The organism is Desulfotomaculum sp. (assembly GCF_982386235.1).
In genome coordinates, this window is record NZ_CEVWQM010000002.1 from 112,076 (window position 1) to 137,572 (window position 25,497).

General features: G+C 40.4%; 25 protein-coding genes and 1 tRNA gene. 5 read left to right on the forward strand and 21 right to left on the reverse strand.

The features are described from left to right. Nucleotides 1-3: 3 nt before the first annotated feature. Nucleotides 4-1,308 (forward strand): hexokinase family protein, encoded by a 1,305-nt coding sequence (locus AC1U9Z_RS01615; protein WP_479955454.1) that lies wholly within the window; start codon nucleotides 4-6, stop codon nucleotides 1,306-1,308. On the opposite strand, the gene AC1U9Z_RS01620 is transcribed toward AC1U9Z_RS01615, so the two are convergent. Both AC1U9Z_RS01620 and AC1U9Z_RS01625 read right to left on the reverse strand, forming a co-directional pair. Then, the gene (locus AC1U9Z_RS01620; RefSeq protein WP_333530766.1) at nucleotides 1,301-1,657 is read right to left on the reverse strand and encodes a hypothetical protein; all 357 of its coding nucleotides are present in this window, start codon (nucleotides 1,655-1,657) and stop codon (nucleotides 1,301-1,303) included. The genes AC1U9Z_RS01615 and AC1U9Z_RS01620 overlap by 8 nt on opposite strands. Before the next feature lie 225 nt (nucleotides 1,658-1,882). Next, nucleotides 1,883-2,134 (reverse strand): YgiT-type zinc finger protein, encoded by a 252-nt coding sequence (locus AC1U9Z_RS01625; RefSeq protein WP_333530767.1) that lies wholly within the window; start codon nucleotides 2,132-2,134, stop codon nucleotides 1,883-1,885. Nucleotides 2,135-2,302: 168 nt separating this feature from the next. Here AC1U9Z_RS01625 and AC1U9Z_RS01630 point away from each other — a divergent pair, with 168 nt between their 5' ends. Further along, nucleotides 2,303-2,629, forward strand: coding sequence for a hypothetical protein (locus tag AC1U9Z_RS01630; RefSeq protein WP_333530768.1), 327 nt, complete (start codon nucleotides 2,303-2,305; stop codon nucleotides 2,627-2,629). 186 nt (nucleotides 2,630-2,815) lie between these two features. On the opposite strand, the gene AC1U9Z_RS01635 is transcribed toward AC1U9Z_RS01630, so the two are convergent. The 3 genes from AC1U9Z_RS01635 to AC1U9Z_RS01645 all read right to left on the reverse strand — a co-directional run bounded on the left by AC1U9Z_RS01635 (nucleotide 2,816) and on the right by AC1U9Z_RS01645 (nucleotide 6,094). Beyond that, nucleotides 2,816-3,238, reverse strand: a complete 423-nt coding sequence (locus AC1U9Z_RS01635) for a GatB/YqeY domain-containing protein (protein ID WP_479955455.1) — start codon at nucleotides 3,236-3,238, stop codon at nucleotides 2,816-2,818. Nucleotides 3,239-3,334: 96 nt separating this feature from the next. Beyond that, a complete protein-coding gene (locus AC1U9Z_RS01640) occupies nucleotides 3,335-5,449 on the reverse strand; it encodes a transglycosylase domain-containing protein (RefSeq protein WP_479955456.1) in 2,115 nt (704 codons plus the stop codon). Nucleotides 5,450-5,800: 351 nt separating this feature from the next. Then, nucleotides 5,801-6,094 (reverse strand): DVU0772 family protein, encoded by a 294-nt coding sequence (locus AC1U9Z_RS01645; protein ID WP_333530771.1) that lies wholly within the window; start codon nucleotides 6,092-6,094, stop codon nucleotides 5,801-5,803. A 138-nt stretch (nucleotides 6,095-6,232) separates the two neighbouring features. Between AC1U9Z_RS01645 and AC1U9Z_RS01650 the strand changes: the two genes are divergently transcribed. Next, entirely contained in the window at nucleotides 6,233-6,862 is a 630-nt protein-coding gene (locus tag AC1U9Z_RS01650; protein WP_479955457.1) for a hypothetical protein, read from the forward strand. 27 nt (nucleotides 6,863-6,889) lie between these two features. Here the strand turns inward: AC1U9Z_RS01650 and AC1U9Z_RS01655 are convergent, their stop codons facing one another. The 7 genes from AC1U9Z_RS01655 to AC1U9Z_RS01685 all read right to left on the reverse strand — a co-directional run bounded on the left by AC1U9Z_RS01655 (nucleotide 6,890) and on the right by AC1U9Z_RS01685 (nucleotide 14,255). Further along, entirely contained in the window at nucleotides 6,890-8,050 is a 1,161-nt protein-coding gene (locus tag AC1U9Z_RS01655; protein WP_479955458.1) for a glycosyltransferase family 4 protein, read from the reverse strand. A gap of 76 nt (nucleotides 8,051-8,126) precedes the next feature. After that, nucleotides 8,127-8,399 (reverse strand): late competence development ComFB family protein, encoded by a 273-nt coding sequence (locus AC1U9Z_RS01660; RefSeq protein WP_479955459.1) that lies wholly within the window; start codon nucleotides 8,397-8,399, stop codon nucleotides 8,127-8,129. Between the two features lie 20 nt (nucleotides 8,400-8,419). Beyond that, the gene (locus AC1U9Z_RS01665) at nucleotides 8,420-9,496 is read right to left on the reverse strand and encodes a 6-phosphofructokinase (protein WP_479955460.1); all 1,077 of its coding nucleotides are present in this window, start codon (nucleotides 9,494-9,496) and stop codon (nucleotides 8,420-8,422) included. A 202-nt stretch (nucleotides 9,497-9,698) separates the two neighbouring features. Then, nucleotides 9,699-12,503, reverse strand: a complete 2,805-nt coding sequence (locus AC1U9Z_RS01670; protein ID WP_479955461.1) for a UPF0182 family membrane protein — start codon at nucleotides 12,501-12,503, stop codon at nucleotides 9,699-9,701. 29 nt (nucleotides 12,504-12,532) lie between these two features. Further along, nucleotides 12,533-12,727, reverse strand: a complete 195-nt coding sequence (locus AC1U9Z_RS01675; RefSeq protein ID WP_333530777.1) for a hypothetical protein — start codon at nucleotides 12,725-12,727, stop codon at nucleotides 12,533-12,535. A gap of 281 nt (nucleotides 12,728-13,008) precedes the next feature. Then, a complete protein-coding gene (locus AC1U9Z_RS01680) occupies nucleotides 13,009-13,941 on the reverse strand; it encodes a D-alanine--D-alanine ligase (RefSeq protein WP_479955462.1) in 933 nt (310 codons plus the stop codon). Nucleotides 13,942-14,179: 238 nt separating this feature from the next. Further along, nucleotides 14,180-14,255, reverse strand: a tRNA-Trp gene (locus tag AC1U9Z_RS01685). A 179-nt stretch (nucleotides 14,256-14,434) separates the two neighbouring features. On the opposite strand from AC1U9Z_RS01685, the gene tlp reads away from it, so the two are divergent. Both tlp and AC1U9Z_RS01695 read left to right on the forward strand, forming a co-directional pair. Beyond that, nucleotides 14,435-14,650 (forward strand): small acid-soluble spore protein Tlp, encoded by a 216-nt coding sequence (gene tlp / locus AC1U9Z_RS01690; RefSeq protein WP_333530779.1) that lies wholly within the window; start codon nucleotides 14,435-14,437, stop codon nucleotides 14,648-14,650. A gap of 31 nt (nucleotides 14,651-14,681) precedes the next feature. Then, nucleotides 14,682-14,840 (forward strand): hypothetical protein, encoded by a 159-nt coding sequence (locus AC1U9Z_RS01695; RefSeq protein WP_479955463.1) that lies wholly within the window; start codon nucleotides 14,682-14,684, stop codon nucleotides 14,838-14,840. An 83-nt stretch (nucleotides 14,841-14,923) separates the two neighbouring features. Here AC1U9Z_RS01695 and AC1U9Z_RS01700 read toward each other — a convergent pair whose 3' ends face one another. From AC1U9Z_RS01700 to AC1U9Z_RS01740, 9 genes are all read right to left on the reverse strand, one after another. Further along, entirely contained in the window at nucleotides 14,924-15,694 is a 771-nt protein-coding gene (locus tag AC1U9Z_RS01700; RefSeq protein WP_479955464.1) for a type III pantothenate kinase, read from the reverse strand. Nucleotides 15,695-15,726: 32 nt separating this feature from the next. Continuing rightward, entirely contained in the window at nucleotides 15,727-16,110 is a 384-nt protein-coding gene (panD, locus tag AC1U9Z_RS01705) for an aspartate 1-decarboxylase (protein ID WP_333530782.1), read from the reverse strand. Nucleotides 16,111-16,115: 5 nt separating this feature from the next. Then, entirely contained in the window at nucleotides 16,116-16,961 is an 846-nt protein-coding gene (panC, locus tag AC1U9Z_RS01710; protein WP_333530783.1) for a pantoate--beta-alanine ligase, read from the reverse strand. A gap of 22 nt (nucleotides 16,962-16,983) precedes the next feature. Beyond that, complete coding sequence (gene panB / locus AC1U9Z_RS01715; RefSeq protein WP_479955465.1) at nucleotides 16,984-17,817, reverse strand: 3-methyl-2-oxobutanoate hydroxymethyltransferase; 834 nt, start codon at nucleotides 17,815-17,817, stop codon at nucleotides 16,984-16,986. Further along, the gene (locus AC1U9Z_RS01720) at nucleotides 17,723-18,700 is read right to left on the reverse strand and encodes a Rossmann-like and DUF2520 domain-containing protein (protein ID WP_333530785.1); all 978 of its coding nucleotides are present in this window, start codon (nucleotides 18,698-18,700) and stop codon (nucleotides 17,723-17,725) included. The genes panB and AC1U9Z_RS01720 overlap by 95 nt, the downstream gene beginning before the upstream one ends. 645 nt (nucleotides 18,701-19,345) lie before the next feature. After that, on the reverse strand, nucleotides 19,346-20,587 hold the full coding sequence (locus tag AC1U9Z_RS01725) for an L-lactate MFS transporter (RefSeq protein WP_479955466.1): 1,242 nt from the start codon (nucleotides 20,585-20,587) through the stop codon (nucleotides 19,346-19,348). Nucleotides 20,588-21,098: 511 nt separating this feature from the next. Continuing rightward, nucleotides 21,099-22,280, reverse strand: a complete 1,182-nt coding sequence (locus AC1U9Z_RS01730) for an acetyl-CoA C-acetyltransferase (RefSeq protein ID WP_479955467.1) — start codon at nucleotides 22,278-22,280, stop codon at nucleotides 21,099-21,101. Between the two features lie 349 nt (nucleotides 22,281-22,629). Then, on the reverse strand, nucleotides 22,630-23,790 hold the full coding sequence (locus AC1U9Z_RS01735; protein WP_479955468.1) for a (Fe-S)-binding protein: 1,161 nt from the start codon (nucleotides 23,788-23,790) through the stop codon (nucleotides 22,630-22,632). Nucleotides 23,791-24,187: 397 nt separating this feature from the next. Beyond that, nucleotides 24,188-25,327: an acyl-CoA dehydrogenase gene (locus tag AC1U9Z_RS01740; RefSeq protein WP_479955469.1), complete on the reverse strand. Its 1,140-nt coding sequence runs from the start codon at nucleotides 25,325-25,327 to the stop codon at nucleotides 24,188-24,190. Between the last annotated feature and the right edge of the window lie 170 nt (nucleotides 25,328-25,497).

A 25,497-nucleotide genomic window follows, 5' to 3' on the forward strand; every position in this document is an offset into this window, starting at 1 on the left:
GTGATGCGTGTTTTGAGGGAACGGTTAGAGGAATTGGAAAGGGCCTTTGCTGTGCCTGGGGAAACAGTTTGTGAAATTGCCAAAACCTTTTCGGAGGAAATGCTGGCTGGTCGATGGGGCCAAGGGTCTTTAAAAATGTTGCCTACTTTTATAACACCCCCCACCGGCAAAGAATTGGGTGATTTTTTAACAATTGATTTTGGTGGGACAAATGTTCGGATAGGGTTGATAGGCCTAGGGGGAGATGGTTGCTATAAAATAAAAAGGACCTGTTCGGTTACCCTGCGGGACTCGGCCGGTAACTATGACTATACATCCGAAAATACAACTGCTGAAGAATTATTTGATTTTATTGTGCTGCAGATTGGCCATTTAACGAAGGACTGTCGTACAGGTACCAACCTGCTTGGACATACCTTTTCCTTTCCCACCCAGCAAATAAACTCCGCCAGGGCAATTTTATTAAACTGGACAAAGGAATTTAAGACAGGGGGCGTTGAAAGCAAGGAGGTAACCGCCTTATTAGAGGCTGCCCTGGACAGGATTTCCCTACAGCATATTAAGCCAGTGGTGATCTTAAACGATACCACAGCCACCCTTTTAACTGCTGCCTATTTGGATTCGGATGCCCATATTGGCTCCATTTGCGGCACTGGTCATAATACTTGTTATTTGGAAGGATCGATGCTGATAAATATCGAGTCTGGTAATTTTAATAAATTTCCCATAACAGTCTTTGATAGACTCCTCGATGAAGCCAGTGAAAAGCCAGATCAACAATTACTGGAAAAAGCTGTGTCAGGCAGGTATGTGGGTGAACTAATCCGTTTAATTATCGGAAGCTTGGTGGAAGAAAAACTCCTTTTTGGGGGTCGAGCTGCAGCGATTGAAGTTGCCCATTCAATTTCAGCACCGGAAGTAGCTCTTATCATAAAGGATGAAAGCACAGACTTATCCTCTGTGGCAAATTGGGTTAAGACTAAATGGGCCGTTCAGGAGCTTTCCTTTAAAGAATTAAACTCCCTACGTCAGATCAGCCTCATGGTTGTTCGTCGCGCAGCCCGCTTGATTGCTGCCACATTTATTGGCATTTTGCTGCGAATTGACCCCGGGTTAAAGTCACGTCACGTTATTGGTATCGATGGATCGATGTTTGAAAAGATGCCTTTCTTTTTGTCTACTATTTTTCAGGCCTTTCATGAGGTTTATCCGGAAAAAAGTGATGCTATTGTGGTAAAACACATAAACGATGGTTCAAGTGTAGGGGCTGCCGTTGCTGCCGCAGTGGTAGCACAAAGGGTTATTTAATAACAAAGCTAAATTTCTCTGCTAGTTTAATATCTGCCTCTGTCATTGCTGCCAAAATATTATAGCTTTTCTGTTTCTCAAGCTTAAATTCACCGTTAATATCGTAATAGCGGTCACCGATGTTGCTAATAATGTGTTTGGGCAGAAAATCTGTTTTGGTAAGATTATTGGGGTTTCGGCAATAGGCTACTTTGTAAGGCTTGGCCCCTGGAAAAACAGTCTTAATGATTAAATGAAAACGGTAGCATCCCCCCTGGGTAAATATTTTGCCCATTTCCTTAGGAGCCGCCCCCTTTAATAATTGGATAAAATCTAACACTTGATCATGTAGGGAGTATTGAATGGCCAACAAAAACCCCTCCTCCTGTTTTTCGATGATAAAAACAGTCGTTTCATATGGTCAGGTTTCATGTTGTTATTGATAGGCTATGTTTGTTGAAAGGTGTGCTGGTGAGTATTTGGTTAAGTAGGTAGTGAGTGTATACTGATTATTCTTTATTTATCGTGGAAATCCTTTTCGATAAATAATTTAGCCGGGTTTTACCCGGCTAACAGTTCAAATATAAAAATTTATTTATTCATCAATTAGGTGGGAATACTTGTACTTTTCAAAGTCTATAACCTTAGGCCTTTTATCTTCAGAGAGACCCGATAATAAAACCGTAAGATTTAGTAAAAGATTTACCTCTTCCGGTTCATAAAGTATCTTACCGCAGGAATCACATTTGTAAGCCCTTACACCCTTAATATCTACGAGGTACTCCCCCCATTTGGCATGATATGTTTCCTTTGTTCCATTCATCGTGCCATTACAAGTACAATTCATCAAACCACCTCCAAAACTTCTTAATAAATTAATTCTTCACCTTTTTTATTACACCTTTTATTCAAATAATTATGCTTATTTAAAGGAAACTTGCAAATTTTTAGCGAATTCCTTATGTTGAGAGATTTTATGTCTAGGGTCCTAGTAGTATATTTGGGGGTGTTATTAGTGGATGAAAAAGAAAAATTATATGTAGATTTAATGATGGATCATATGCCTGAAGATTGTGATGCCCTTGGTCTAAAAAAACTGGGTTACTTTAATGATCAAATGAAACTTACACCAAAGGCCTATACCTTTATGGAGGATTTTCTTGCCTCCAAGGAAAAAGTAGTGCTTGCAGCAATAAAGGAATTGGGACCTGGGGCCAGGAAAAGTGCAATCATGCAATCTGCCAATATAAGACAAATGGGTACTTTGTCCGATGTGGTGAAAAGGCTCGAACAAGCAGGTAAGATAAAAAGAGAAAATGGCGATTTTATCCCTTTAGTTTAAGTGGAAAGAAAACAGAAATCCGTACGGGAATCACGGGGAATCACGGGGAATCACGGGGACGGTTCTCCGGATTCCCGAGATCACCAATAAAAGTGTTTGTGTCAGCCTGGGCGTTAGCGAAGGAGCGAATAACTGAGGGACTAGCCCTAAGATCCTTTGCTGTCGCTCAGGCTGATAAGAATATTCCTAAGCCAATAACTCCTTAACGATGCTGTTGACCAGTTTCCCGTCTGCTTTTCCTTTAACCTTGGGCATTAAAGCTCCCATTAGTTTGCCCATGTCCTTCGGACTTTGTGCTCCGGTTTGTTGAATGGTTTCCTGAATCAAGATTCTTAAATCCTGTTCGGAAAGTTGAGCCGGCATATAGGCCAACAAAATATTGATCTCTTGTTCTATTTTTTCCACAGCCTCTGGGCGATTTGCCTTTCTATACTCCTCCAATGAATCCCGGCGCATTTTTATTTCCCTTGTCAGGATGTCTAGTACCTGTTCATCTGCAAGCTCTTTTTTGATGTTTATTTCTGCGTTTTTGATTGCCGCATTAGCCATTCGAATGGTATCAACCTTTAATCTATCCTTTGCCTTCATCGCTGTTTTAAGATCATTCATCAATTTTTCCTTCAACTTGTTCATCCTTTCAAGGTGATTTCTACATTAATTCAAATCCATTATACCATTAAAAGGCAAAACATACCAAGTACCCGGCTACTGATTGACTGTAGCGTCTGGGTTTCTTTGTTCATTGTTACTATCCGTAGTGGGAAGATAACTCGGCATAGAATTATTATCTTGTTCGGGTGTGGCTGTGGTATTGTTGGTGTCTTGGTTATTCGGTAACGGATGGTTATTATGTTCCGGATTGGTGTTTTCCCTGGGCACTTCTGCCTCGGGTTTTGGATCTTCTTCAACTGGTTTAGGTGTTATATATTCTTGCCTTAGTGGTATATAAGTAGAATAAATAGGTGCAGGCTTATTAATGATGTTATTTTCCATTAGCGTGGTTATGTATTCTCGCCAGATCGGTGCTGCTAAATCACCACCATGATAACCATACACTGGCCTGTTGTCACTGTTGCCAATCCAGATGGCTGTGGAAATATCTTTATTCAGTCCCACAAACCATAAACATCGGCTATCATCGGTGGTTCCTGTTTTGCCGGCTTCATTGCCAGATATATTGGCCCTTGTGCCGGTCCCCCCCCTTACAACTTCCACAAGTATTTGGGTAATGATCTGGGCTGTGCGGGGTTTAATAATTTGTCTATTTTCAGCTTTATGCTGGTATAATACATGACCATTCTTGTCTTCGACCGTTTTAATCAGATAGGGCTTGTTATAAATTCCTGAATTAGCAAATGCAGCATAGGCTGCGGCTAACTCAATGGGTTTGATCCCATAATACATCCCCCCAAGGGCGATGGCCAGATTGCTGTCCTTTTCACTGAGGGTTGTAATCCCAAAATTCTTTAGGTTTTCTAACACAGCCTTAATACCAAAGGAACTAACAACTTCAACGGCGGGAACATTCATCGAGTGTTTCAATGCCACACACACTGAAACATTGGCTTTCGTATTGGATGATACAAAATAGTTGCCAAAACTTCTGGGCCCTGCATGAAAAATTTTGTTTTCATTAATAATACCCTGATCCAAGGCACCAGCATAATGTAAAGGTTTGATAGCAGATCCCGGTTGTCTGGGGAGAACGGCCAAATTATTCTGGTCAGTTGTAAAGTCAACACCGCCAACTAAAGAAATTACAGCACCATCCCTGTTATTTACTGACACAAAGGACATGTTTTGGGCGGCTATGCCTGAGGTTTTGAATTGGGCTACCTTGTTTTTAGCGATTACTTCTGCAATTTCCGCAGCTTTGGTATCAAGCGTTGTCGTTACCCTTAATCCACCGTTATATACTCTGTCTTTTCCATACATGACAATTAGTTGTTGTATTACCTCGGATGTGAAATAAGGAAATTTATAATATTCCCTGTTAGGTTTTAGTTTCGTATTTTTAATGTCAATTTTTTCATTGACCAGTTGTTGTGCTTCATACTTGTTGATGTAGCCTAAGTCTAACAGCCTATTGATGATAATGATTTGTCGATCCCTGTTCTCTCGATGGTGATAGATCGGTTCCAATTGACTTGGGGCCTTGGGAATGCCGGCCAGCACGGTGGCTTCAGCGAAACTAATTTCACTTGCCTGCTTGTTGAAATATTTATTAGCAGCAGTTTCTATGCCATAACAACCGTTACCAAAGTAAATTTCATTTAAATACATTTCTAATATTTCTTCTTTACTGAACTTGCTTTCCAACTTAATCGCCAGGAGAAGTTCGGTAAATTTTCTGGATAAGGTTTTTTCCGGGGATAAGAACAAATTTCTAGCTAATTGTTGTGTGATAGTACTTCCACCCTGGCTGGCCTCACCGGAAAGAATATTTGTAAATAGAGCTCGGACTGTGCCAATTATGTCAACACCATGGTGACGATAGAAACGGTGATCTTCGATTGCCAGGATCGTACGCTGCATTGGCTTGGATATTTTGTCCAAAGTTACATGTTCCTTATTCTGGTCAAAAAGGTATGTCAGGACCACTCCATCCGCAGAGTATATAACTCCTCTTTTGCTAGTTTGATAGTCAAAGGTGTCCATGCTATATAGATTTGAAACACGATTATATTCATAGTATATCCAGAACGAAAATGACAATAAGAGAAAAGAAAGAACAACCGCTATTGTTAATATTATTTTTTTTCGGCCATGCCAATTTAGTGCCTTTGTATCTTGTATAAGATCGAGCTGTTCCTGGTCCAAATTATCTACCCCCAGTCTTGGAAATAAGTTCTTTCTTAAATATATATTCCGTTAGGAGGTTTTATTGCCGATTGAAATTGTTAGAAAAACTTGGCTGACGCCATACCCTAAAGGCACGAGAGTCTTACGTGCTCTTTAGGGTATGGCATCGGCCTTAGTTTGCCCTTATGCAAATAAAAAACCGGCCTTGGCCGGTTAACGAATTAAACGAATTGAATTATAAAAACAGTAACTACCACGGCAGAAAAGATCAGAAGTTCGATTACAGGACTGACGGAGAAAACAGAAAATAAGCCACAAAGTGCTCTAATCAATGCTTATCCACCTCCTTTTACCCTCTAATCCATTAACCTAATCAACGATAAGATTGTTTTCTTCAATCCATTCCCTAATTTCCTGATTAATCTTATACATTTTATCTGCGGATTTTTCTTGTTCCTTGATAGCGGTCTCTAACATTGCCAAAGGAGGCTGCTTTTCTAAGGAACTACAATTTATACCAAATCGAGTATATTTATATAAGGAGAGTATGGGTGCCCCCCCCCAGGCATCTATAACAAAGGTGCATTTTTTTTCACGATTGTTAAATTCATTCTTAAAATTATAATCCCAATCAACGAGTTCTCTAAAAATTGGTGATTTCATTTTAAATCCCCCTCTTTTGGCTATATTTCGTATACTTCTATGTATTTATTTTAAATCCTTTATATATTTGTGACAACTCTAATTTATCTTGGTTTACAGGGAATAATATTATTAGAAACATGCAGGAGGGATTTTTAAATGAATGAGCAATTAAATGTAATAAACATGGAACAGGAAACCGTTAATAAAAATACGGATTTATTTGTTAATATTACTGAAAGAATTGGGGAGTTAATGAATAAAGGTTTGGCCAACATATCTCTTAGCTATCAGGATTGCGCGATTACCTTTTCCCCTGCACAGGAAGTTCAGCAGGCCTTTGCCCAATATTCCGTGGAAAGAGTCCAGTCTGTGACCGATGAGGTAATCGATCTTACATTAAAGCTATTAGACAACCAGGAACAAAATTTGCTCAAGCAGGCCCAAAAGGATGGAAAAACTGTTTTTAGCATCACCCAGAAAAAAATAGCCTTGGTCAAAAAACACATTGTTAATGATAAACTCCAAAGGGCCTATCCCTTTTATCGAACCACCATTGGTAATGTACTTGATCAGTTTATGGCCCAAAGAGTTATTAAACCACCCACAGAGAATTACCCTTCCTTAGAAACGGTCATGTTAAAAATTGTAACGAAGGATAATATGGATCATGCAGAGAGAAAAATTATCAGTTTTGAATTGTATAATGATCAAATCGATGAGATTATTAATATTCTTACAGAATTAAAACAAGATACTAACTTAAAAAGCAATCAGGAACCCCAATAGGGTTCTTAATTGCTTTTTGGTGGATGACTATAGCATACTGACTCTTAAATCATTGGCTTGAATTAATTCACCATAGTATTGTTCTAGTTTTCTGGCACAATTTTGGGAAGAAAGTGTTTGAACAGAGGCCAGAGCCCTTTGTCCCATTTTTATCCTTAATTCCGTGTCACTCATTAAGTTAATAATCTTTTCACTAAACAACTGGATATCTGGTGGAACCAGAAAACCATCTGCCCCATTTTGAATCATATTCGAAACCCCAAAGGCATCGATTGCTATTGTTGGTAATCCTGCGGCCTTTGCTTCAGCAATGACTAAACCCTGGGTTTCCGTTTGGGAAGCGAAAACAAACAAGTCGGCACCACAGTAGGCTTTTATTAGATCCCCACGTCTAATTATTCCGGTGAAAATTACCTTCTTCTCCAGCGCCAGATCCTTGGTTAGCTTTTTTAGGTTGTCCATTTCAGGACCTTCCCCCACAATTATTAATGTTGTATTGGGGTAGTGGGAATTGACCTGAGAGAAACTATTCAGAAGAAAAGGAATATTCTTTTCCTTGCCTGTTCTTCCCACAAAAAGCAAAACAATTTCGTTGGGATTGATGCCATAGGATCTTTTTAACCAACCCTTATCTTGATCAATAAATTCAGCTAGGTTTATGCCCGTTGGCAGCCAATTAACCTTCGTTTTTACACCCATCTTTTTAATGTGGCTGGATATTATTTCTGTGGGGGTAATGACTAACTGACAACGATTACAAAACTCCACACATAATTTACGGATTAATTCTTTACTGACATTCTTGCCAATGGGAGCATAGTGGCTGTACTGGTCATATAGGGTATGGTAGGTAAATACCAAGGGAAGACCAAAACTCTTTGCAATTTTTGCCCCTAACCGCCCAAGGATAAAGGGTGAATGTACGTGAACGATATCAAGGGGCTTTTCCTTAATATAGGATTGCAAGCCACGGGTAAGGGGAATGGCTAGATAAAATTCTTGATTCGTCAAAGAAGGTATAGAGGGAAAACGATATACATTTTCTTCCTTTGCAATGCCTGGATAATTTGGGGCAAAAATAATAACCTCATGACCTAACTGTTTTAATTCAGAGGTAAAAAGCTCTATGGAACGTACCACGCCACTGACATAAGGTGTATAGCTATCTGTAAAAATACCGATTCTCACAAAAACACTCCTATACTTTACTTTAGTAGTAACAGTATTAACAAAAACAGTGTTTTTATATCATTGTCTTAAAATCCTAATGTCTGGGGCTTTCTTGTACCAATTTGATTGCGTTAAGTATCGCAGCGATCACCTGGGCCCTGCCTCCTATTTGCTCCATGGCCACCTTGGTAAAAATACTACCTTTATCGGTTACTACATAGCGAGTGGGTAAGCTATTAAGGGCAATGGCCATAATATCCAAACGACATCTGTCACAGGTACACGTGCCGGGTTTTTTTTCTGCATATTTAGATAGTAAATCATCAAGCATTTCTTCTACAGCCAGCTCAATATAATTTTTTATCACACGATCGCCCCATTCTTTAATTAGTCACCAAAGCAGATCCCTATTTTACGGGCACAGGTTACTAAATCCCCATGAATGTCTACATTTCTAATTCCCTTTGCAACTTCTGCCAAAGATACTGGTTTAATGTTTTCACCATCCATCGCCACCACATAGCCAAATTTCCCTTGGGCAATTAAATCCATTGCTGCTACACCGTATCTGGTGGCAAGAATTCGGTCATGGGGGGTAGGGCTCCCTCCCCGCTGCAAATGGCCTAATACGGTAACACGACATTCAATGCCAGTAATTCTTTCCAATTCCTTAGCCACCACTTCCCCAATGCCGCCTAAGCGAATAGGCTCAGGTCTGTTTGATTCATAACTATTGATGATCATTTCCCCATCCTGGGCTTTGGCACCTTCTGCAACGACTACAAGACTAAAACGTTTATTTTGGCTTAATCGATCGTTAATCTTTTTCGTTATTTCTTCATAGTTAAAAGGTATTTCAGGAATGAGAATGATATCGGCACCTCCGGCTATACCAGAATGGAGTGCAATATGTCCCGCATATCGTCCCATGACTTCCAGGACAATGATTCGATGGTGAGATTCTGCTGTGGAGTGTAGTCTGTCTAAGGCTTCTGTAGCAAAGGCATAGGCTGTGTCAAAACCAAAGGTTTTAGCCTGACCCACGGCCAGGTCGTTGTCAATGGTTTTGGGGCAACCAACAACCTTTAAACCCCTTTGGGCAAGTTCATAGCCAATGGACAGAGAACCGTCTCCTCCGATGATGATTAAGGCATCCGCATGTTTGTTAATAATTTCAATGCATTCATTCGAACGATCCTCATATTTACCTGCTGCCACTTGATAGGAAAAGGGATTGTCACGGTTGGTTGTACCTAGGATCGTGCCTCCCCGGGGCAATATACCGGATACTTCTGCCTCGGTAAGCTTTACCAGGTGTTTTTCCATTACTCCTTTAAAGCCGTCACGGAAACCAATAACTTCAATCCCATACTCTCGCACCGCCGTTTTCGCAATGGCTCTAATGACAGCATTTAAACCAGGAGCATCGCCCCCACCTGTCAAGACAGCAACTCTCTTAACCAAAATATCTCACCCCAAACTTTTTAACTTATTTTACCATAGTTTGATACGGATTGTACAAAGTAATTGTAAAAGTATAGCTGTATCAGGGGGAATAAAGATAACACCTGATAGTTGAAGGGTTTATCCTTCCTTTGCACAGGTAACGGAAAAAAAGGAGTGTCGCTTGCTACTCCTAAGTAGTTTGCGGCACTCCTTTACTGTGCTATTGGGTAGCTGATTGTTCCTGTAATTGAGATAGGATATTCTTAAGCTGATTTATAGATTGGCCATAACCAGCCCAATCGCCTGCCTTAAGCTTAGCTTGGGCATCTTCATAAACACGATTAGCTTCGGAAGCTAATTCTTTTACGGTTTTTCCGCCAGTGGGTTGTTGCTCAGTCGGCTGCTGTGCTTCTGGATCCATCCCTTGCAAGGATGGCTTTGCCCCTTTTATTGCATCATCTCCGTAAATCCTTTGAATAGCTATTTCCAAGGTCGGTTCCATGACAATCCTGTCTCCGGCGGCCACAATGACCCTTCTAAGTTCTGGCATTTTACTTTGTTCAGATTGTAAATACAAGGGTTCCACATAGACTAGAGAATCCTTGATAGGGATTACTACCAAATTGCCTCGGATAACGTTCGAACCACGTTGATCCCAAAGGGACAATTGTTGGGAAATGGTTGTATCTTGGTCAATTCTTGCCTCAATTTGCATGGGGCCGTATACCAGTTCCTGTTTGGGGAACTCATAGACCAACATTTTACCATAGTGCTCTCCATCGGAGCGGGCAGCCAACCATGAGATCATATTCTTTTTATTTTGTGGGGTAAAGGGCATTATCTGCACAAATTCAGGTTCCTTTTCCCCAGGTAATACAGTAATGACGTAATAGGGTTCCATGGGTTTCTCTTCATCTCCAACCTTCTCGGTTGGTAAAGTCCATTTATCTTCCCTATTATAAAAGACCTGTGGATCTGTCATGTGGTACAAAGTATACATCTGAGATTGAATATAGAACAGATCCTCCGGATAACGAATGTGCTCCTTTAAATCATCAGGCATTTCGGCAAGCTGTTTAAACATGCCAGGGAAAATACTAGCATAAGCCTTAATAATTGGGTCTTCTACATCCGCTATATAAAAGCTAACCGTACCGTCGTAAGCATTTATCGTAATTTTTACAGAGTTTCGAATATAGTTGTTGCCTTGTTCATCAAATGGTTCCGAATAGGGGTACATCTTGCTTACGGTATAAGCATCCCACATCCAATAAATCTCACCCTGGTTATTAATAACTGGATAAGGGTCACTGTCATAGCTTAAGAAAGGTGCAATCTTAGGTACCCTCTCTTTAATGTTCCGATATAACAAAACCTGACTATCATTGCTGATGTCACTTGTTAAGAGTAACTTATAATCCGCAAAGGTGATGGCTAACAGGAGTTTACGGAATATGGAATTAACCTTAACTCCTCCGCTGCCCTCGTATTTACTGTAGGCATTACCATCCCCTTTAGGATAGTCAAATTCATCGGTTTTTGTATTAACAATGACATAGCCATCATTGGATTCACCATAGTAAATTTCCGGTCTGGTAACTTTAATATTTGTCGATGACACAGGCGGAATATCTTTTAGAAAGAATTGTGGCAAGCCTTCCCCTGAGACTTCATTAACCGGACTCATGGCAATCCCATAACCATGGGTGTATACTAATCGTTGGTTAATCCAGGTTTGGGCCTGGGCAGATAACTGGCCCTGATTCATTTCCCGGGCTGCCAGCATAACTTGACGATATTCCCCATTAATTTGATAACGGTCTATATCAATATTCTTAAATTCATAATACAAACGCATTTCTTGTAGCTGACTATAGGTTTGCTGCAAGGGCGCCCAATCCCAAAGACGAACATTGTCAATGGTATTTTGGTTTTCTTGAATGTCTTTGGCCTGCAGTGTTCTACCCGCAGGAAAGTCCTTTTGCTCTATTTTATCAAGATTATAGGCTTGTTGGGAAAACTTAATATTATTTGCAATGTAGGGAGCCTCACGGTTAAATTCATTGGGTAAGACAATAAATTTCTGAATAGCCACTGGGTAGACAGCACCCAGGACGATCGATGTCACAATCAAACCAGCTATAGCATAAACCGTCATACGGAAACGATTGAAGAAGATGTTAGCTATAATGATTACGGCTGTGATTAGGCTAAGGAACATTAATACCTTATAGGCAAGTAAAGTAGCATGAATATCTGTGTAGCCTGCCCCATGGATCACCCCATTGGAAGAAAAAAGAAGGTCATATTGGTCTAGTCGATAGCCCCAGGACTTTAAGAGGAAAAATAAAGCGGCTAAGACAGATAAATGATACCTTGCTGAGGGGAACCGAAATATCTTGGCCAGCCCACCACGGGCTGAATCTGTTACCAGGTATACTCCTGCCACCAAAACAATGTTTAGGAAGATGGCAGAGGCCAATATTCGAAAAATAATATGCAAAAAAGGCAAACTAAAGAAATAAAATCCTAAATCTTTATTATAAATAGGATCTGTCGTTCCGAAGGCGTACTGATTAAAATATTTAAGGACGGTTGTCCAATCTCCGGCCACAGATGAACTATAAAGAAAACCTAGAACTGCACTGATAGCTGTAAAGGCTATGGTTAGCCGACCGGGTGTAATTTGCTCACGCCAATTCGCAAAGGGTAATTGATTAATGGTGATGACATTATCATCATCCTGTTGTTGAAATGGCCGGAAGGCATTTGCAGACTCAATTGCCTTTAGTACGGATTTACGGGTTAACATCAGGTTAATCAATAGCAGCAGGAACATAAATAGCCCTACTAAGGTTCTCAGACCTATATCCGTAACAAGTCTGGTGACAAAAACCGTTTGATAATTTTGGGTCTTAAACCAGATCCAATCAATGTACAGTCCAGCTCCCCAGCCCACTATGGAAATCAATATGGTTGCAGCTAAGATTAAAAGACCAAGGGATAACCGAGACTTTCCTTTCACGACAACACCTCCAGCGTCAATATTTAATATTACATAGGCTTAGTCCCTTTCATCTGATCATCAGACTCTTTTCTTAACTTTGCTTCACACATCTGGCAAAAGGACACGGATTTTTTCGGTTTTGGAATAAAATCATCCTCTTCATCCCAAGGGTCTAAGCTCTTTTCAATAACAATGATTTTCCCACACAGAATACAACGCAGCTCATTTTCCTTTTTCTCCATAGATAGCACCCCCCTATAAAGTATCCCAAAATGACAAATTAGTAAGATATTTCTTTAAGGGGTGGTAAAAATCCTGCCTTTTTTAGCCAAAGTAATAAATATCACAACCAAATATAACTTAATACTTTATAGGTTCTTTACTTTACCACAACTTGGGTATTATTGTCAAAAATAGTTGCACAGGGAACGATCTTAGCCGTTCCCTTGCTGTTTCTATCCTAATGGAAATAAACAGAGGACTGGTTTGCCAGCCCTCTGTCGTTTTGCGGCACGCATCTTTATTATTGTTCAATGGCTAGCTTTACCAGACGGTCAATCAATTCTGGGAAACCTATCCCTGCGTATTTAGCAGCATCTGGAAATAGGCTGGTTGCTGTCATGCCAGGCAGGGTGTTAATTTCAAGGGCGTAGGGTTGGTTGTTATGAACAATGAAATCCACACGGCCTATTCCTTTACAACCAAGGGCTAGGAAGCCTTTAACAGCAAACTTCTTAATCTGTTCCTGAATAGCCAAATCGATCCGTGGCGGAATAATGTGGTCACTCATACCGGGTGTATATTTTGATTCATAATCATATACCCCGGTTACCGAGGTTATTTCAATCAGGGGTAAAGCAACTGGATCATCATTACCTAGTACAGATGCCGTAATTTCAGTGCCTGAAATGAATTGTTCAATCAAAACATCGTGATCATAGGTCAATGCAGATGTTAATGCCTCCGCCATTTTTTCCCGCTCATGGACAAAGGTAATTCCAATGGTAGAACCCTGGGTATTCGCCTTAACCACTGCGGGAATACCTACCTCATTTATTACCCTTGCCGAAATTGTCTGCAAGCCCTGGGTCTCTACCTCTCTCTTGGTTATGACAGTAAAGACAGGGGTGGGTATACCTTCCATTTTAAAAATTTTCTTAGTGGCAATTTTACTTATGGCCAAGGCACTGGCAAGCACTCCACTACCGGTATAGGGAATATCTAACATCTCCAGTAAACCCTGAATGGTACCGTCTTCTCCGTATTTACCATGCAAGGCCAAAAAGGCTAATTCAACCCTTTGATCTTTAAGTTGTTCTACCAAATCATAACCAACATCTATTTTAACTACATCATCGTAGCCTGCAGTTTTTAGAGCTTGAAATACTGCTTCACCACTCCTTAGGGAAACCTCCCTTTCTGCTGAGCGTCCACCGCATAAAACCCCTATGCGCATGTTATTTTCACCTCCTGAATTTTACCACTAAATGCAATGCGTTTTATTATATTCTGAAGCAGATTATAAAATCCCTGTCTTATTATGCAACTTTTTTCGGTTCTATAAAATATATATGGTGGCAGAATTCAAATATACCCGTGATAGAAAAAAAGCTAAGGCTCACGCCATTATAGCGCGAGCCTTTCTGATGGTACTAAAAAAACCCAGTAAGCTTTGTGCTTACTGGGTTTTTTACTGGCGGGGGCACTAGGACTTGAACCCAGAACCAACGGTTTTGGAGACCGCTACTCTACCAATTGAGCTATACCCCCATGTTTTTTGCTTCCCTTAACGCAATTGTAAGTATACCAAAAGTGACACTAGCCGTCAATATATATAAACAAGAATTTTTATTACTAAAAAGGCCCTGTTATGATCATTTTGGTTCTTGGAATATTTATTTGTTATTTGCAAATAATAATCTTGAAATACTAATAAGGAGGTATAAACTTTGGCTAAACCTGATGATAGAAGTGATAATGTTGAGAAACTTCAAGAAATGGTTCAAGATACAATACAAAACCTAGAAGAAGCTCATGAAACTCTACAAAACGAATCCCTTAGTGAAGAACAGAGACAAGCAATTATTGACAAGAACCATCGACGCGAAGAAAGTATTCGGTCTTTCAGAGATGAAATAAAAGACGAATACCGTGATCAACACTAATTATTGGCCCTCGGACAGGCGGTGTAATGTCATGGGAAATTTTATTAACTATATACCACCAAGAAAAGATATGGAAATGGCGACAGAATTGCAAATTGAAGACAATAGTAATTTAATATCACCCCAAGAATGGACTTATTGTGAAAAGGAAAGAGAACTTGCTAAATTTGCTGAAAATAATGCTAAATAGCTTAAAAAGATAGTGTCGCAAAACTACTTTACGTAGTAAGCGACACTTCTTTTTTAGATGAATTGTAGGATACTACCCCTGTGTCACTGGGTCTGATTGCGATCATAAATAAATTTTAGACCCTGTAAAGTAAGGAACTGATTTACTTTATCTATGACGGAAGTTTCTTGGGCCATAATATCAGCTAAACCACCAGTGGCAATTACTTTAGCGTCGGCACCTATTTCCTGTTTCATGCGTCTTACCAAAAATTCCACTTGACCGGCAAAGCCATAAATAATACCGGATTGCATGGCGGTAATGGTGTTTTTGCCAATAATTCCTGATGGTTTGACTAATTCTACCCTAGGTAGTTTGGCCGCTTTAGTATATAAGGCCTCGGCAGATATAGTAATTCCTGGGGCTATGGCCCCTCCTAAGTACTCGCCCTTTGCTGTTACACAGCAGAAGGTTGTGGCAGTTCCAAAATCAACAATGATTAAGGGTCCACCGTAGAGGGTGTAAGCCGCAACTGCATTAACAATTCGGTCTGCACCAACCTCCCGGGGGTTGTCCATCTTAATATGGAGGCCATTTTTGATGCCTGGTCCCACCTGAATTGGCGATATATTGAAATATTTTTTTGATACATATTCTAATATGGGATTTAGAGGCGGAACCACTGAAGAAATAATGATACCTTCTACATCTTTCATTTTAATGTGTGATAAACTAAATAGTTCCTTTAATAATACAACATACTCATCGGCTGTTCGGTTTCGGTCTGTAGCAAGTCGCCAATTAGCAATTAAGGTCTTATCATTAAAAACCCCGAAAACGATATTGGTATTGCCTATGTCCACTGCAAGAATCAAGGCTTTCCCCGCCTTTCCGAAATAGGCATCATTTAATTGGATTCACCGTGGGTTTCATGATGGATAACCTCATTGATACGATTATTTTCGTCCACCATGACAATCTTAGGTTTAAAGGTTTTGGCTTCCTGTGCATCAATAGCCGTATAAGTGATAATGATGACAACATCGCCAGGTTGGACATAACGTGCTGCGGCACCATTAAGGCAGATGACGCCGGAACCCGGTTCCCCTTCAATAACATAGGTTTCAAGCCGAGCACCATTATTATTATTAACTACTTGAACCTTCTCATTGGGTAAAATTCCTGCAGCTTCCATTAAATCTTTATCAATGGTAATGCTGCCAACATAATTTAGATTAGCCTCAGTTACAGTTGCACGGTGAATCTTTGATTTAAACATAAATAATAACAATTCTCTCACGCCTCCAAAACAGCGTTATCGATTAGTCTCGTTTTTCCAAAACGGACTGCCAAAGCCAACAGGACTTTTCCTGTTAAATGTTCGATTGTTGTAAGATTAGGAAGGGATAATATTTCTACATAATCTACATTTGCCAAAGGTTCTTCTAGGATATTGTTTAAGACAGCCTGTTTTAATTGACGAATATCCTTCTCACCATTGGCTACTAATTCTTGGGCCAGCTTCAAACTGCGAAACAATACTAAACCTGCTTGTCTTTCCTCCGGAGAAAGGTAAACATTACGGGAACTCATAGCTAAACCATCAGCTTCTCTCACGATTGGCACAGCTATGATTTCTGAGTTAATGTTGAGGTCTTCAACCATACGTTTAATTACTAATACCTGTTGAAAGTCCTTTTGTCCAAAAAAAACTGCGTTAGGCTGAATAATATTTATTAATTTAGTTACCACTGTGGCTACACCCTGGAAGTGACCTGGCCGTGCCCCCCCACATAAAGGTTCACTGACCCCAGTTACATTTACGTAACTGCTGAAAAATTGTGGATACATTTCCTTTACCGCGGGAGCAAAGATTACACTAACTCCTGCCTCTTCTGCCAATGCTGCATCCCTTTGTAAGTCCCTAGGGTAGGCTTCATAATCTTCATTGGGTCCAAATTGAGTAGGATTAACAAAGATACTCATTACTACCACATCAAAACGAAGTTTAGCCTGGTTTACAAGGGACAGGTGTCCTTGGTGCAAATAACCCATAGTTGGAACCAATGCAATACTTTTTCCTTGAGATCTAACAGTATTTAATACGAAACGAACTTCCTCAATGTTTTGGCAAAGTCTCATGGGACACCACCTTAAAAAAGACTTAGTAAAGTTTTTTCATTTCCTCCTCTTTCATGTTAAAAACATGCTCAGGACCAGGGAAAGATCGATCTTTAACCTCTTCAACATAGCTGGAACATGCCTGTACAATTTGTTCTTTTAGATTTGCATATTGTTTGACAAACTTAGGGGTAAAGTCTGAGAACATACCTAGTAAATCGTTGATTACCAACACCTGTCCATCACAGCCTGCACCTGCCCCAATGCCAATGGTAGGTATTGAAATGGCTTCGGAAATGGCTCCGGCCAATTGATGTGGTATGCACTCCAGTACAATGGCAAAAGCACCAGCCTGTTCAAGTCTTTTGGCATCTTCTAATAACTTTCTGGCTGCTTCACCATCTTTCCCCTGTACCTTAAAGCCGCCCAATTGATGTACGGATTGTGGTGTCAAGCCCAAATGCCCCATAACAGGAATACCGGCATCCGTTATGGCCTTAACATTATCTGCCACCTCACTGCCACCCTCCAACTTTACAGCCTGGGCAAAACCCTCCTGCATGAGGCGTCCGGCATTTTTTATACTTTCTTCCCTGGAAATGTGGTAAGACAAAAAGGGCATATCGCCAACGACCATGGCTCTCTTAACCCCTTTGCTGACCGCTCTGGTATGATGCACCATCACATCCATGGTCACAGGTACTGTAGAGTCATAACCCAAAACCACGTTGCCAAGGGAATCTCCCACCAAAATGGCATCTATGCCGGCTGCATCAACCAAACTAGCCATTGAATAGTCGTAGGCGGTTAACATGGCTAGTGGTTTGCCCTCCTGCTTCATACGCCGGAAGTCGGCAGTGGTTACCCTTTTGCTCATTATTCTCTACCTCCATAAAGATATTGTTAAGGGCTGTACCCTCCTTGGGCGAAATCCGACCGCTTTCCATAGCCATTCCCACCGTATATAATCCCAGATGACGGTATGCCTCTTGGGCTCGCCAATCCATATTTTTGAGTGCTTTCATGTGTTTTATTACGGTCGCTCCATCCCCCCTGGCTACCGGCCCGGTAAGAGCTGCCGCAGAACCAGATCTTAAAATATTGTTTAGGGTACCTTGTACTAAAGGCAGCAGAGCAGCTAAAGACTGTTCTTCGTTTAATCCAAGATTTTGATACATTGAAGTACTTAGATTAATTATGGAAACTAGGTAATTAGAAGCCACCACTGCTGCTGCATGGTAAAGGGGTTTATCTTCAGGTTTAATAATGAAATATTGGCCTTGTAGATCGTCTACCAATTGTTTACAGGTATCTAGGGCCTCACCGTCTCCTTCTAGGGCAAAGCAAGATCCAGGTAGATTCTTTTTTGCGCTGTCTACGTCTGCAAAGGACTGTAATGGATGCACAGACACTGCCAAAGCACCATGATCACGTAAGGGCTGCATAACGTCACTACCTAAGGCACCACTGGTGTGTATAAAAATCTGTCCGGGTCCACAGCCTCCCTTTAAAGCAAGCATGCTGGCGGTAGCAGCAATCTCCCTGTCTGTAGTAGTGATAAAGACAAGATCCGCAATTTTTGCAGCTTCAGATGCTTGGCTATATCTTTTGGTCTGAATTTTTTCAGCCAGAGTTTCGGCAGAGGAAGCAGTTTTACTAAAAACCCCCAGAGGAACATAACCCCGTTCCTTTAAAAGAATACCCAGTGCGCTGCCTACCTTACCTGCGCCAATAATTACGAAGGAAGGTTTGTCTTTCATAATAAATCCCCCCAACTTGAGATCCATTCCTGGGGCAACCAAGTCTAATAAACGACAAAAAACCCCCCGATGACTCAAGAGGTTCCCATAACCACACCCCCCGTCTCGGTCCATCGGCTCCAAGCGGAAAAACACCTGTTATGTTTTTAGTTCATGGTTTGGTGCAGTTCCCATTAGGATACTACCCGTCTGTACCATAATATTTTACCTACCTTTACTTGGTCTTTTAAGCACAACCACTTAGGGAAGTAAAATGAAAATAGAAAGTGCAATATTTATACCAAAGTTGTCACTATCTGTCAACCCTAGTAATAATGGGTTGATCAGTAATTCGTTATTGTAACCACGCTAACAATAGTTGCAATATAGCAACATTTCTAACTCTAGGAAAGGTATATGTAGTCTCTTACTATTTCTGTAGCTTTGTAATAACCATGCCTTTGTTGGTCAATTTAGAATGTTCAAACCCATTGTGCAAATAAATCTATTTAAAAATATATTACAGGAAATCTACGTTGCAGTAAACCAAGATATGTTGCATTATTGCCTTTGGAGACCGTTGACCATCACTAATCAACGGTCTCCTTTAATTAATTAAAAATATTCAACTAAAAATTTAAAACCAAATACGCCTAGTAACCTTCATTACATCGACACGCCACTGTTACGGTACTCTAATTGAGCCTTAGGAGGCTTAGCAAGGTAGCACATAACTGCTGCTGCAGCGGAGAGGACACCGCCGATCATAAAGGCTGTAGCATAGGAACCAGTGGCATCAAAAATCATACTGGATATCATAGAACCAAAAACACCACCTACGCCCCAACCGGTAAAGACAAAACCGTAGTTTAAGCCAAGGTTCTTGGTACCAAAGAACTCAGCCGTGGACGCAGGGAAAATAGCGGCAATGGAGCCATAGCAAAAGGCCACAATAATCAAAGCAAAGGCAAGTACATAGGGTGAATTAATAAAGTTCAGGGTAAACATGGTTACGGCCGAAAGACCGAAGTAAAAAGCACAGGTTCCAGGACGACCCAGTTTGTCAAATAGGAAACCAGAAGATGGTCTACCGCAAGCATTGGCTATGGCTAAAATGGCTACCAAAATGAAGCCCCATTGAGCACCTTGAAGAGCCATAATTTTAGCTGCGTGTCCGATAACAATTAAACCTGCAACAGCAGTGAAGGCAAAGCTCAACCAAAGAATATAAAATTGCGCGGTTTTAAAAATATCCTTTGTTTCATATTGTAATACCTTTACAGGTGCCACATTCGACTTAGCACCGCCGCCACCCATTTTAGCTAGTTGGTCACTCCATTCCTTTGGAGGGATTGCAAAAAATTGAGCACATAAAACGATAACGATCGAATAAGCAACACCTAAAATTAAAAATGATTGCTGAAGTCCATAGATGCCTAGCAAATAGTTTACCAGCGGAGATGCATAAAGAGAAGCACCACCAAAACCTGCCACAACAAGACCTGTGATTAAGCCTTTTTTGTATAGTGGGAACCATTTTATTACAGTAGGAGTTGCCGCACCATAGCCAAGGGCTAAACCCATGCCGGTTAGTACACCAAAACCTAACATTGCACCATTAGGTGTTAGTGATAAACTAGTAACAATCAAACCACCGCCACATAATAAACCGCCAATGGAAGCTGTTATACGGCCACCTAGCTTATCCTGCATCCGGCCAGCAGGAACCATTAGGAGGGCAAATAGGGCGATTGCCACAGTGTAGGGCATTGTTGCCTCAGTAACAGACCAACCTAAACTTGCTACTATTTCTTTAGAAAATACACTCCAGGTATAGAGAATACCAAAGCATAAGTTCATTCCTATACCAGCTATAAGGACAGTCCAAGCACGACTTTGATAATTCATCCAAGCCCCTCCTTAATTCTTAAACTCTCTCAACCTTTTCAAGCCTTCCTTCAATATAAAGTTATTATACTTACTATCAGAAAACTACATCACCCCCTCAATAATTAGTTACTGTAAAACATCCTTTACAAAAACGTAAAGAATTTTTTGAAATTTCATCAAATTTAATAAATTATGATTATTTTATTCTGGTTCAATTATATTCACTTCAATAGTATATTGGACTGAATTTTAAAAATTTTATATATAAATATTATTCCAGAATTTGTGGGTAGAAATGACTAAAGATGGAATCTTTAGTCATTTCCAAACCATTTACCTCTTATCGATTTTACGCCAAATATTCATTTTTTGAGCTTCTTTATGATATTTACTATATTTAGAATATTAAATCAATTCAGTATTTATTTTTACTTATTATACAAATAATATAAGTAATAAGTTGTTGTTGAAACGACTAGAGCCGAATGGCTTTAGTCGTTTCAACCCTAATGGTCATTACTCTCATTAATTACCTAGCAATAATAAGGGCTTGACCCATACCGCCGCCTATGCACAGGGTAGCAAGGCCATAGCGAGAATCTCTGCGCTGCATTTCATGGATTAAGGTAACGAGGATACGAGCACCACTGGCACCTACAGGGTGACCTATTGCAATGGCTCCACCATTAACGTTAACTTTTTCAGTTGGCATTTCCAGATCTTTTACAACTGCCAGGGATTGGGCTGCAAAGGCTTCGTTGGCTTCAATAAGATCAATATCAGCTATTGTCATGCCAGCCTTTGCTAAGGCCTTACGGGTAGCAGGAATAGGACCTAGACCCATAACGGAAGGATCTACCCCACCGGTTCCTGCAGATATAATTGTGGCTAAAGGCTTAAGACCTAACTGGTCGGCTTTCTCTCTGGACATAACAACCAGCGCTGCAGCTCCATCGTTAATACCAGAAGCATTACCGGCGGTTACAGTACCATCTTTCTTAAAGGCAGGTCTTAATTTAGCCAGTCCTTCCAGAGTTGTGCCACGTCTTGGGAATTCATCCGTATCAAATACTTTGGGGTCACCTTTCTTTTGAGGAATCAAAACAGGGACGATTTCATCTTTGAATTTACCTGCATCAATGGCTGCAATAGCTTTTTCTTGGCTGGCTACGGCAAATTTATCTTGAGCTTCACGGGTTAAGCCATATTGTTCGGCAATATTCTCGGCTGTAATACCCATGTGATAATGGTTAGTAGCACAAGTCAAGCCATCTTTAACCATGGTATCAGTAATTTTTCCATCGCCCATGCGATAACCATAACGGGCTTTTTCCAATGTATATGGTACAATACTCATATTTTCAAAACCACCTGCTACTACGATATCTGCTTCACCACAGATAATGTCGTTGGCAGCCATGGCTACTGTCTTCAGACCTGAGCCACAAACGATATTTACACTATAGGCTGGAATTTCAACGGGAATGCCTGCTTTTAAAGATGCTTGACGGGCAGGGTTTTGTCCCTGGCCTGCTTGGATAACGTTGCCTAGGATTACTTGATCAACTTGTTTTGCTTCCAAACCAGCGCGGACCAAAGCTTCCTTAACTGCGATAGCACCTAAATCAGAAGCAGGAATATTGCTGAGGGTACCTCCAAAACTACCCAATGCGGTACGAACCGCGCTGACAATGACAACTTCTTTACTCATAATAATCAGTCCTCCGTTTTTTATTTATTATGCATAATTAATTAAGCTATTGCAAATTTGAGTAAAATAAAGATTTAAAGAATGTAAGATGTGGGTCAACTTATGACCCGTGAATTAAGTTAGAAATACAAACTTTTTGCATAAGCAATATGGGTTTTTGGGAGGTATAGTATCACATAAATATTCCATTAACCCAAATAAAATGTCAAATTTTAATATTTATTCTCAAGCAAGAAGATTTAGAAAAGTATGATAAATAGACTATTCTATAAATTCTCTTAAAAACCTGCAAAGTTGCAGGTTTTAAGAGAATTTATTTTTATAGTTTTTTATTTATTTCATGTAAGTACTATTTTAAATTTTCCTTAAGGATTTCACTGATGTCCTTAACTTTTATTTCGTCGTCTTTATTTAAGTTTTTAACACTATCTTCCATCATAACTACACAATAAGGGCAGGCAGTAACAAGGATATTCGCTTCTTTTTCAGCAGCCTCAGCTACTTTGAAATCGGAGAAACGTTGTCCAGGTTCGGTTTCCATCCATATACGTGCTCCGCCGCCGCCACAGCATAGGCTATCGTTTTTAGATTTTCCATATTCGATTGTTTCAATTCCGGGGACTTGAGACAATAGATCCCGGGGGGCTTCGAAAATTTGACCATGACGTCCTAAGTAACAGGGCTCATGATAGATAACTTTTTGACCATCAATATTATTGAAGGCAAGCTTACCTTCTTTGACTAAGTTTTCAAGTATTTCTGTGTAATGATAAACCTCAAATTCACCGCCAAATTCAGGATAGTCATTTTTGAAAGCTGATAGACAGTGGGGTGATGTGGTAATAATCTTTTTAACACCATTCTCTTTAAAGAGCTTGATGTTTGCTTCAGCTAACATAGAAAATTCAGTTTCAGCACCAATCTTACGAATGGATTCGCCGCAACATTGTTCTTCGTTACCAATAATTCCAAAGCTTATTTCAGCTTTTTTAAGAAGCTCAGCAATAGATTGGGCTATTTTTTGGCTTCTGCCATCAAAGGCTGAAGTACAGCATACATATAAAAGGTACTCTGTGTCAGGTGTAAATTTGTTAATGTCCAGGCCCTTAGCCCAGGCATCCCGCTTTTCTCTTGGCTGTGACCAGGGATTACCTTGACTGTTGATACTTCCGACAGCTGCCTTTAGGTTTTTGGGGATACCACCCGTTTCACCGATTACACTACGCATAGCACGTACTACATCCGTGATTTTTACCCCGCGTGGGCAACGGGTAACACAGTGTCCGCAGGTTGTGCAGGCGTATAGTATATCATCGGTTTCATAACCATCAATACCCATCCTACCCTGATAAATCATTTTACGAATATTAAAGTGGCTTTTTTCCTCTAATCTACCCCAGGGACAGGTTCCGGCACAGGTCCCGCACTGCATGCAAATGTTTATGTTTTCGCCACCCATCTCTACAATAGCGTCTCTGACTTCTAAAAAATAAGGTGCTGCTTCTTTCATAATCTCTCCTCCTAAATGTCAAATTGTGTTAGGAAACTCAGTGGTTCCCAGGTGCCAATAATACCTTGATGCCTCCAAAATAGGTACCATCGGCAAAATAACCCTCCCTATATATACATTTTTTATAGGGTACGTACTCCAGATGACATCCCATTATTTCTAAAATTGGTACAATTAAGACCAGAGTGCTCGTGAGATTCCGTGACTAAATTAGATAAATTGCAAAAAATATAAAAAGGCCGAAATATATATTAGTCCTCTGAATCTTCACTATGTGAATAAAATAACAGAGGAATGCATTCTTAATCTATTCTATTTGTTAATAAGTTAATTAAATAATTTTAAGAATTCGGGTAGAGTAACGAAATATTTCGTTACTCTACCCGAAAGTGTCTAATTATCTGAGAATGCCAGCAGCAATAACGATACGTTGAACTTCGCTGGTACCTTCATAGATCTCGGTAATCTTAGCATCACGCATCATGCGCTCAACGGGATACTCTCTGGTGTAACCGTAGCCACCGAAGATTTGTACAGCTTTGGTGGTAACTGCCATAGCAGTTTCAGCAGCATGCAGTTTAGCCATAGCAGATTGCTGACCATAAGGCAGTTTGGCATCTTTTAGATAAGCAGCTTGATATATTAACAATCTAGCAGCTTCGATTTGGGTAGCCATATCGGCTAACATCCAAGCAATACCTTGGTTAGCGGAAATGGGCTTGCCAAATTGCTCACGGATTTTACTGTATTCTACTGCAGCTTCAAAGGCACCTTGGGCAATACCTAAAGCTTGGGAAGCAATACCGATACGTCCGCCGTCAAGGGTCATCATAACTTGCTTAAAGCCAGCACCTAGCTCGCCCAGTAAGTTTTCTTTAGGAATTCTGCAATTTTCAAATACTAATTCATAGGTTGCGGAAGCACGAATGCCCATTTTGTGTTCTTTTTTACCAAAGGTAAAGCCAGGGGTATCCTTTTCAACGATGAACATGGAGATACCTTTAGCTTTTTTCTCTTTATCAGTAACAGCTATAACAATATAGGTTTCTGCATAAAAACCGTTGGTAATAAATATTTTAGTACCATTAAGTACCCACTCATCGCCATCTAAAACAGCGGTGGTCTTTTGACCAACAGCGTCAGAACCAGCAGCGGGTTCGGTAAGACCTAAAGCACCAATTTTAGAACCATTGGCTAGAGGAACCAGATATTTTTTCTTCTGCTCTTCGGTACCAAAGGCATAAATAGGCCATGCGCATAGGGAGGTATGGGCAGAAACCAGAACGCCGCTGGAAGCACATACACGGCTCAGTTCTTCTACTACGATAGCATAGCTAAGGTTGTCCATGCCGGAGCCTTCATATTCTTCGGGGAAAGGAACGCCAGCTAGACCCATTTCAGCCATTTTGGTCCATAGGCTGTAATCATACTGCTCATTCTCATCCATTTCTGCAGCTTTAGGCTTAATTTCACCTTCTGCAAAGTCACGTACCGCTTTACGAAGCATTTCCTGCTCTTCAGTTAGTTTAAAAATCATTCACTTTTCCTCCTCGTATTTGATTTTGACAGGGCTGCCGATATATTTTTTCAGTGCCGGTTGAGCATTCTTAATGTTAAAAAAGCTAGGTCAATCTTATAAGTTCCTAATATATAGGTTATAAGGTGCCAGTGCCACACTGTGGCGGCACTGGCTTAATACGACCTGAT

Bases quoted from the DNA above. Each gene is read 5' to 3' on its own strand.
- AC1U9Z_RS01680 (WP_479955462.1), bottom strand. From the start codon at position 13,941: ATGCGCATAGGGGTTTTATGCGGTGGACGCTCAGCAGAAAGGGAGGTT.
- AC1U9Z_RS01720 (WP_333530785.1), bottom strand. From the start codon at position 18,700: ATGAAAGACAAACCTTCCTTCGTAATTATTGGCGCAGGTAAGGTAGGC.
- AC1U9Z_RS01735 (WP_479955468.1), bottom strand. From the start codon at position 23,790: ATGAAAGAAGCAGCACCTTATTTTTTAGAAGTCAGAGACGCTATTGTA.
- AC1U9Z_RS01695 (WP_479955463.1), top strand. From the start codon at position 14,682: ATGGGAAATTTTATTAACTATATACCACCAAGAAAAGATATGGAAATG.
- AC1U9Z_RS01625 (WP_333530767.1), bottom strand. From the start codon at position 2,134: ATGAATTGTACTTGTAATGGCACGATGAATGGAACAAAGGAAACATAT.
- AC1U9Z_RS01675 (WP_333530777.1), bottom strand. From the start codon at position 12,727: ATGGAGAAAAAGGAAAATGAGCTGCGTTGTATTCTGTGTGGGAAAATC.
- AC1U9Z_RS01650 (WP_479955457.1), top strand. From the start codon at position 6,233: ATGAATGAGCAATTAAATGTAATAAACATGGAACAGGAAACCGTTAAT.
- panC (WP_333530783.1), bottom strand. From the start codon at position 16,961: ATGAGACTTTGCCAAAACATTGAGGAAGTTCGTTTCGTATTAAATACT.
- AC1U9Z_RS01615 (WP_479955454.1), top strand. From the start codon at position 4: ATGCGTGTTTTGAGGGAACGGTTAGAGGAATTGGAAAGGGCCTTTGCT.
- AC1U9Z_RS01725 (WP_479955466.1), bottom strand. From the start codon at position 20,587: ATGAATTATCAAAGTCGTGCTTGGACTGTCCTTATAGCTGGTATAGGA.
- panB (WP_479955465.1), bottom strand. From the start codon at position 17,817: ATGAGCAAAAGGGTAACCACTGCCGACTTCCGGCGTATGAAGCAGGAG.
- AC1U9Z_RS01645 (WP_333530771.1), bottom strand. From the start codon at position 6,094: ATGAAATCACCAATTTTTAGAGAACTCGTTGATTGGGATTATAATTTT.
- AC1U9Z_RS01740 (WP_479955469.1), bottom strand. From the start codon at position 25,327: ATGATTTTTAAACTAACTGAAGAGCAGGAAATGCTTCGTAAAGCGGTA.
- AC1U9Z_RS01730 (WP_479955467.1), bottom strand. From the start codon at position 22,280: ATGAGTAAAGAAGTTGTCATTGTCAGCGCGGTTCGTACCGCATTGGGT.
- AC1U9Z_RS01635 (WP_479955455.1), bottom strand. From the start codon at position 3,238: ATGAATGATCTTAAAACAGCGATGAAGGCAAAGGATAGATTAAAGGTT.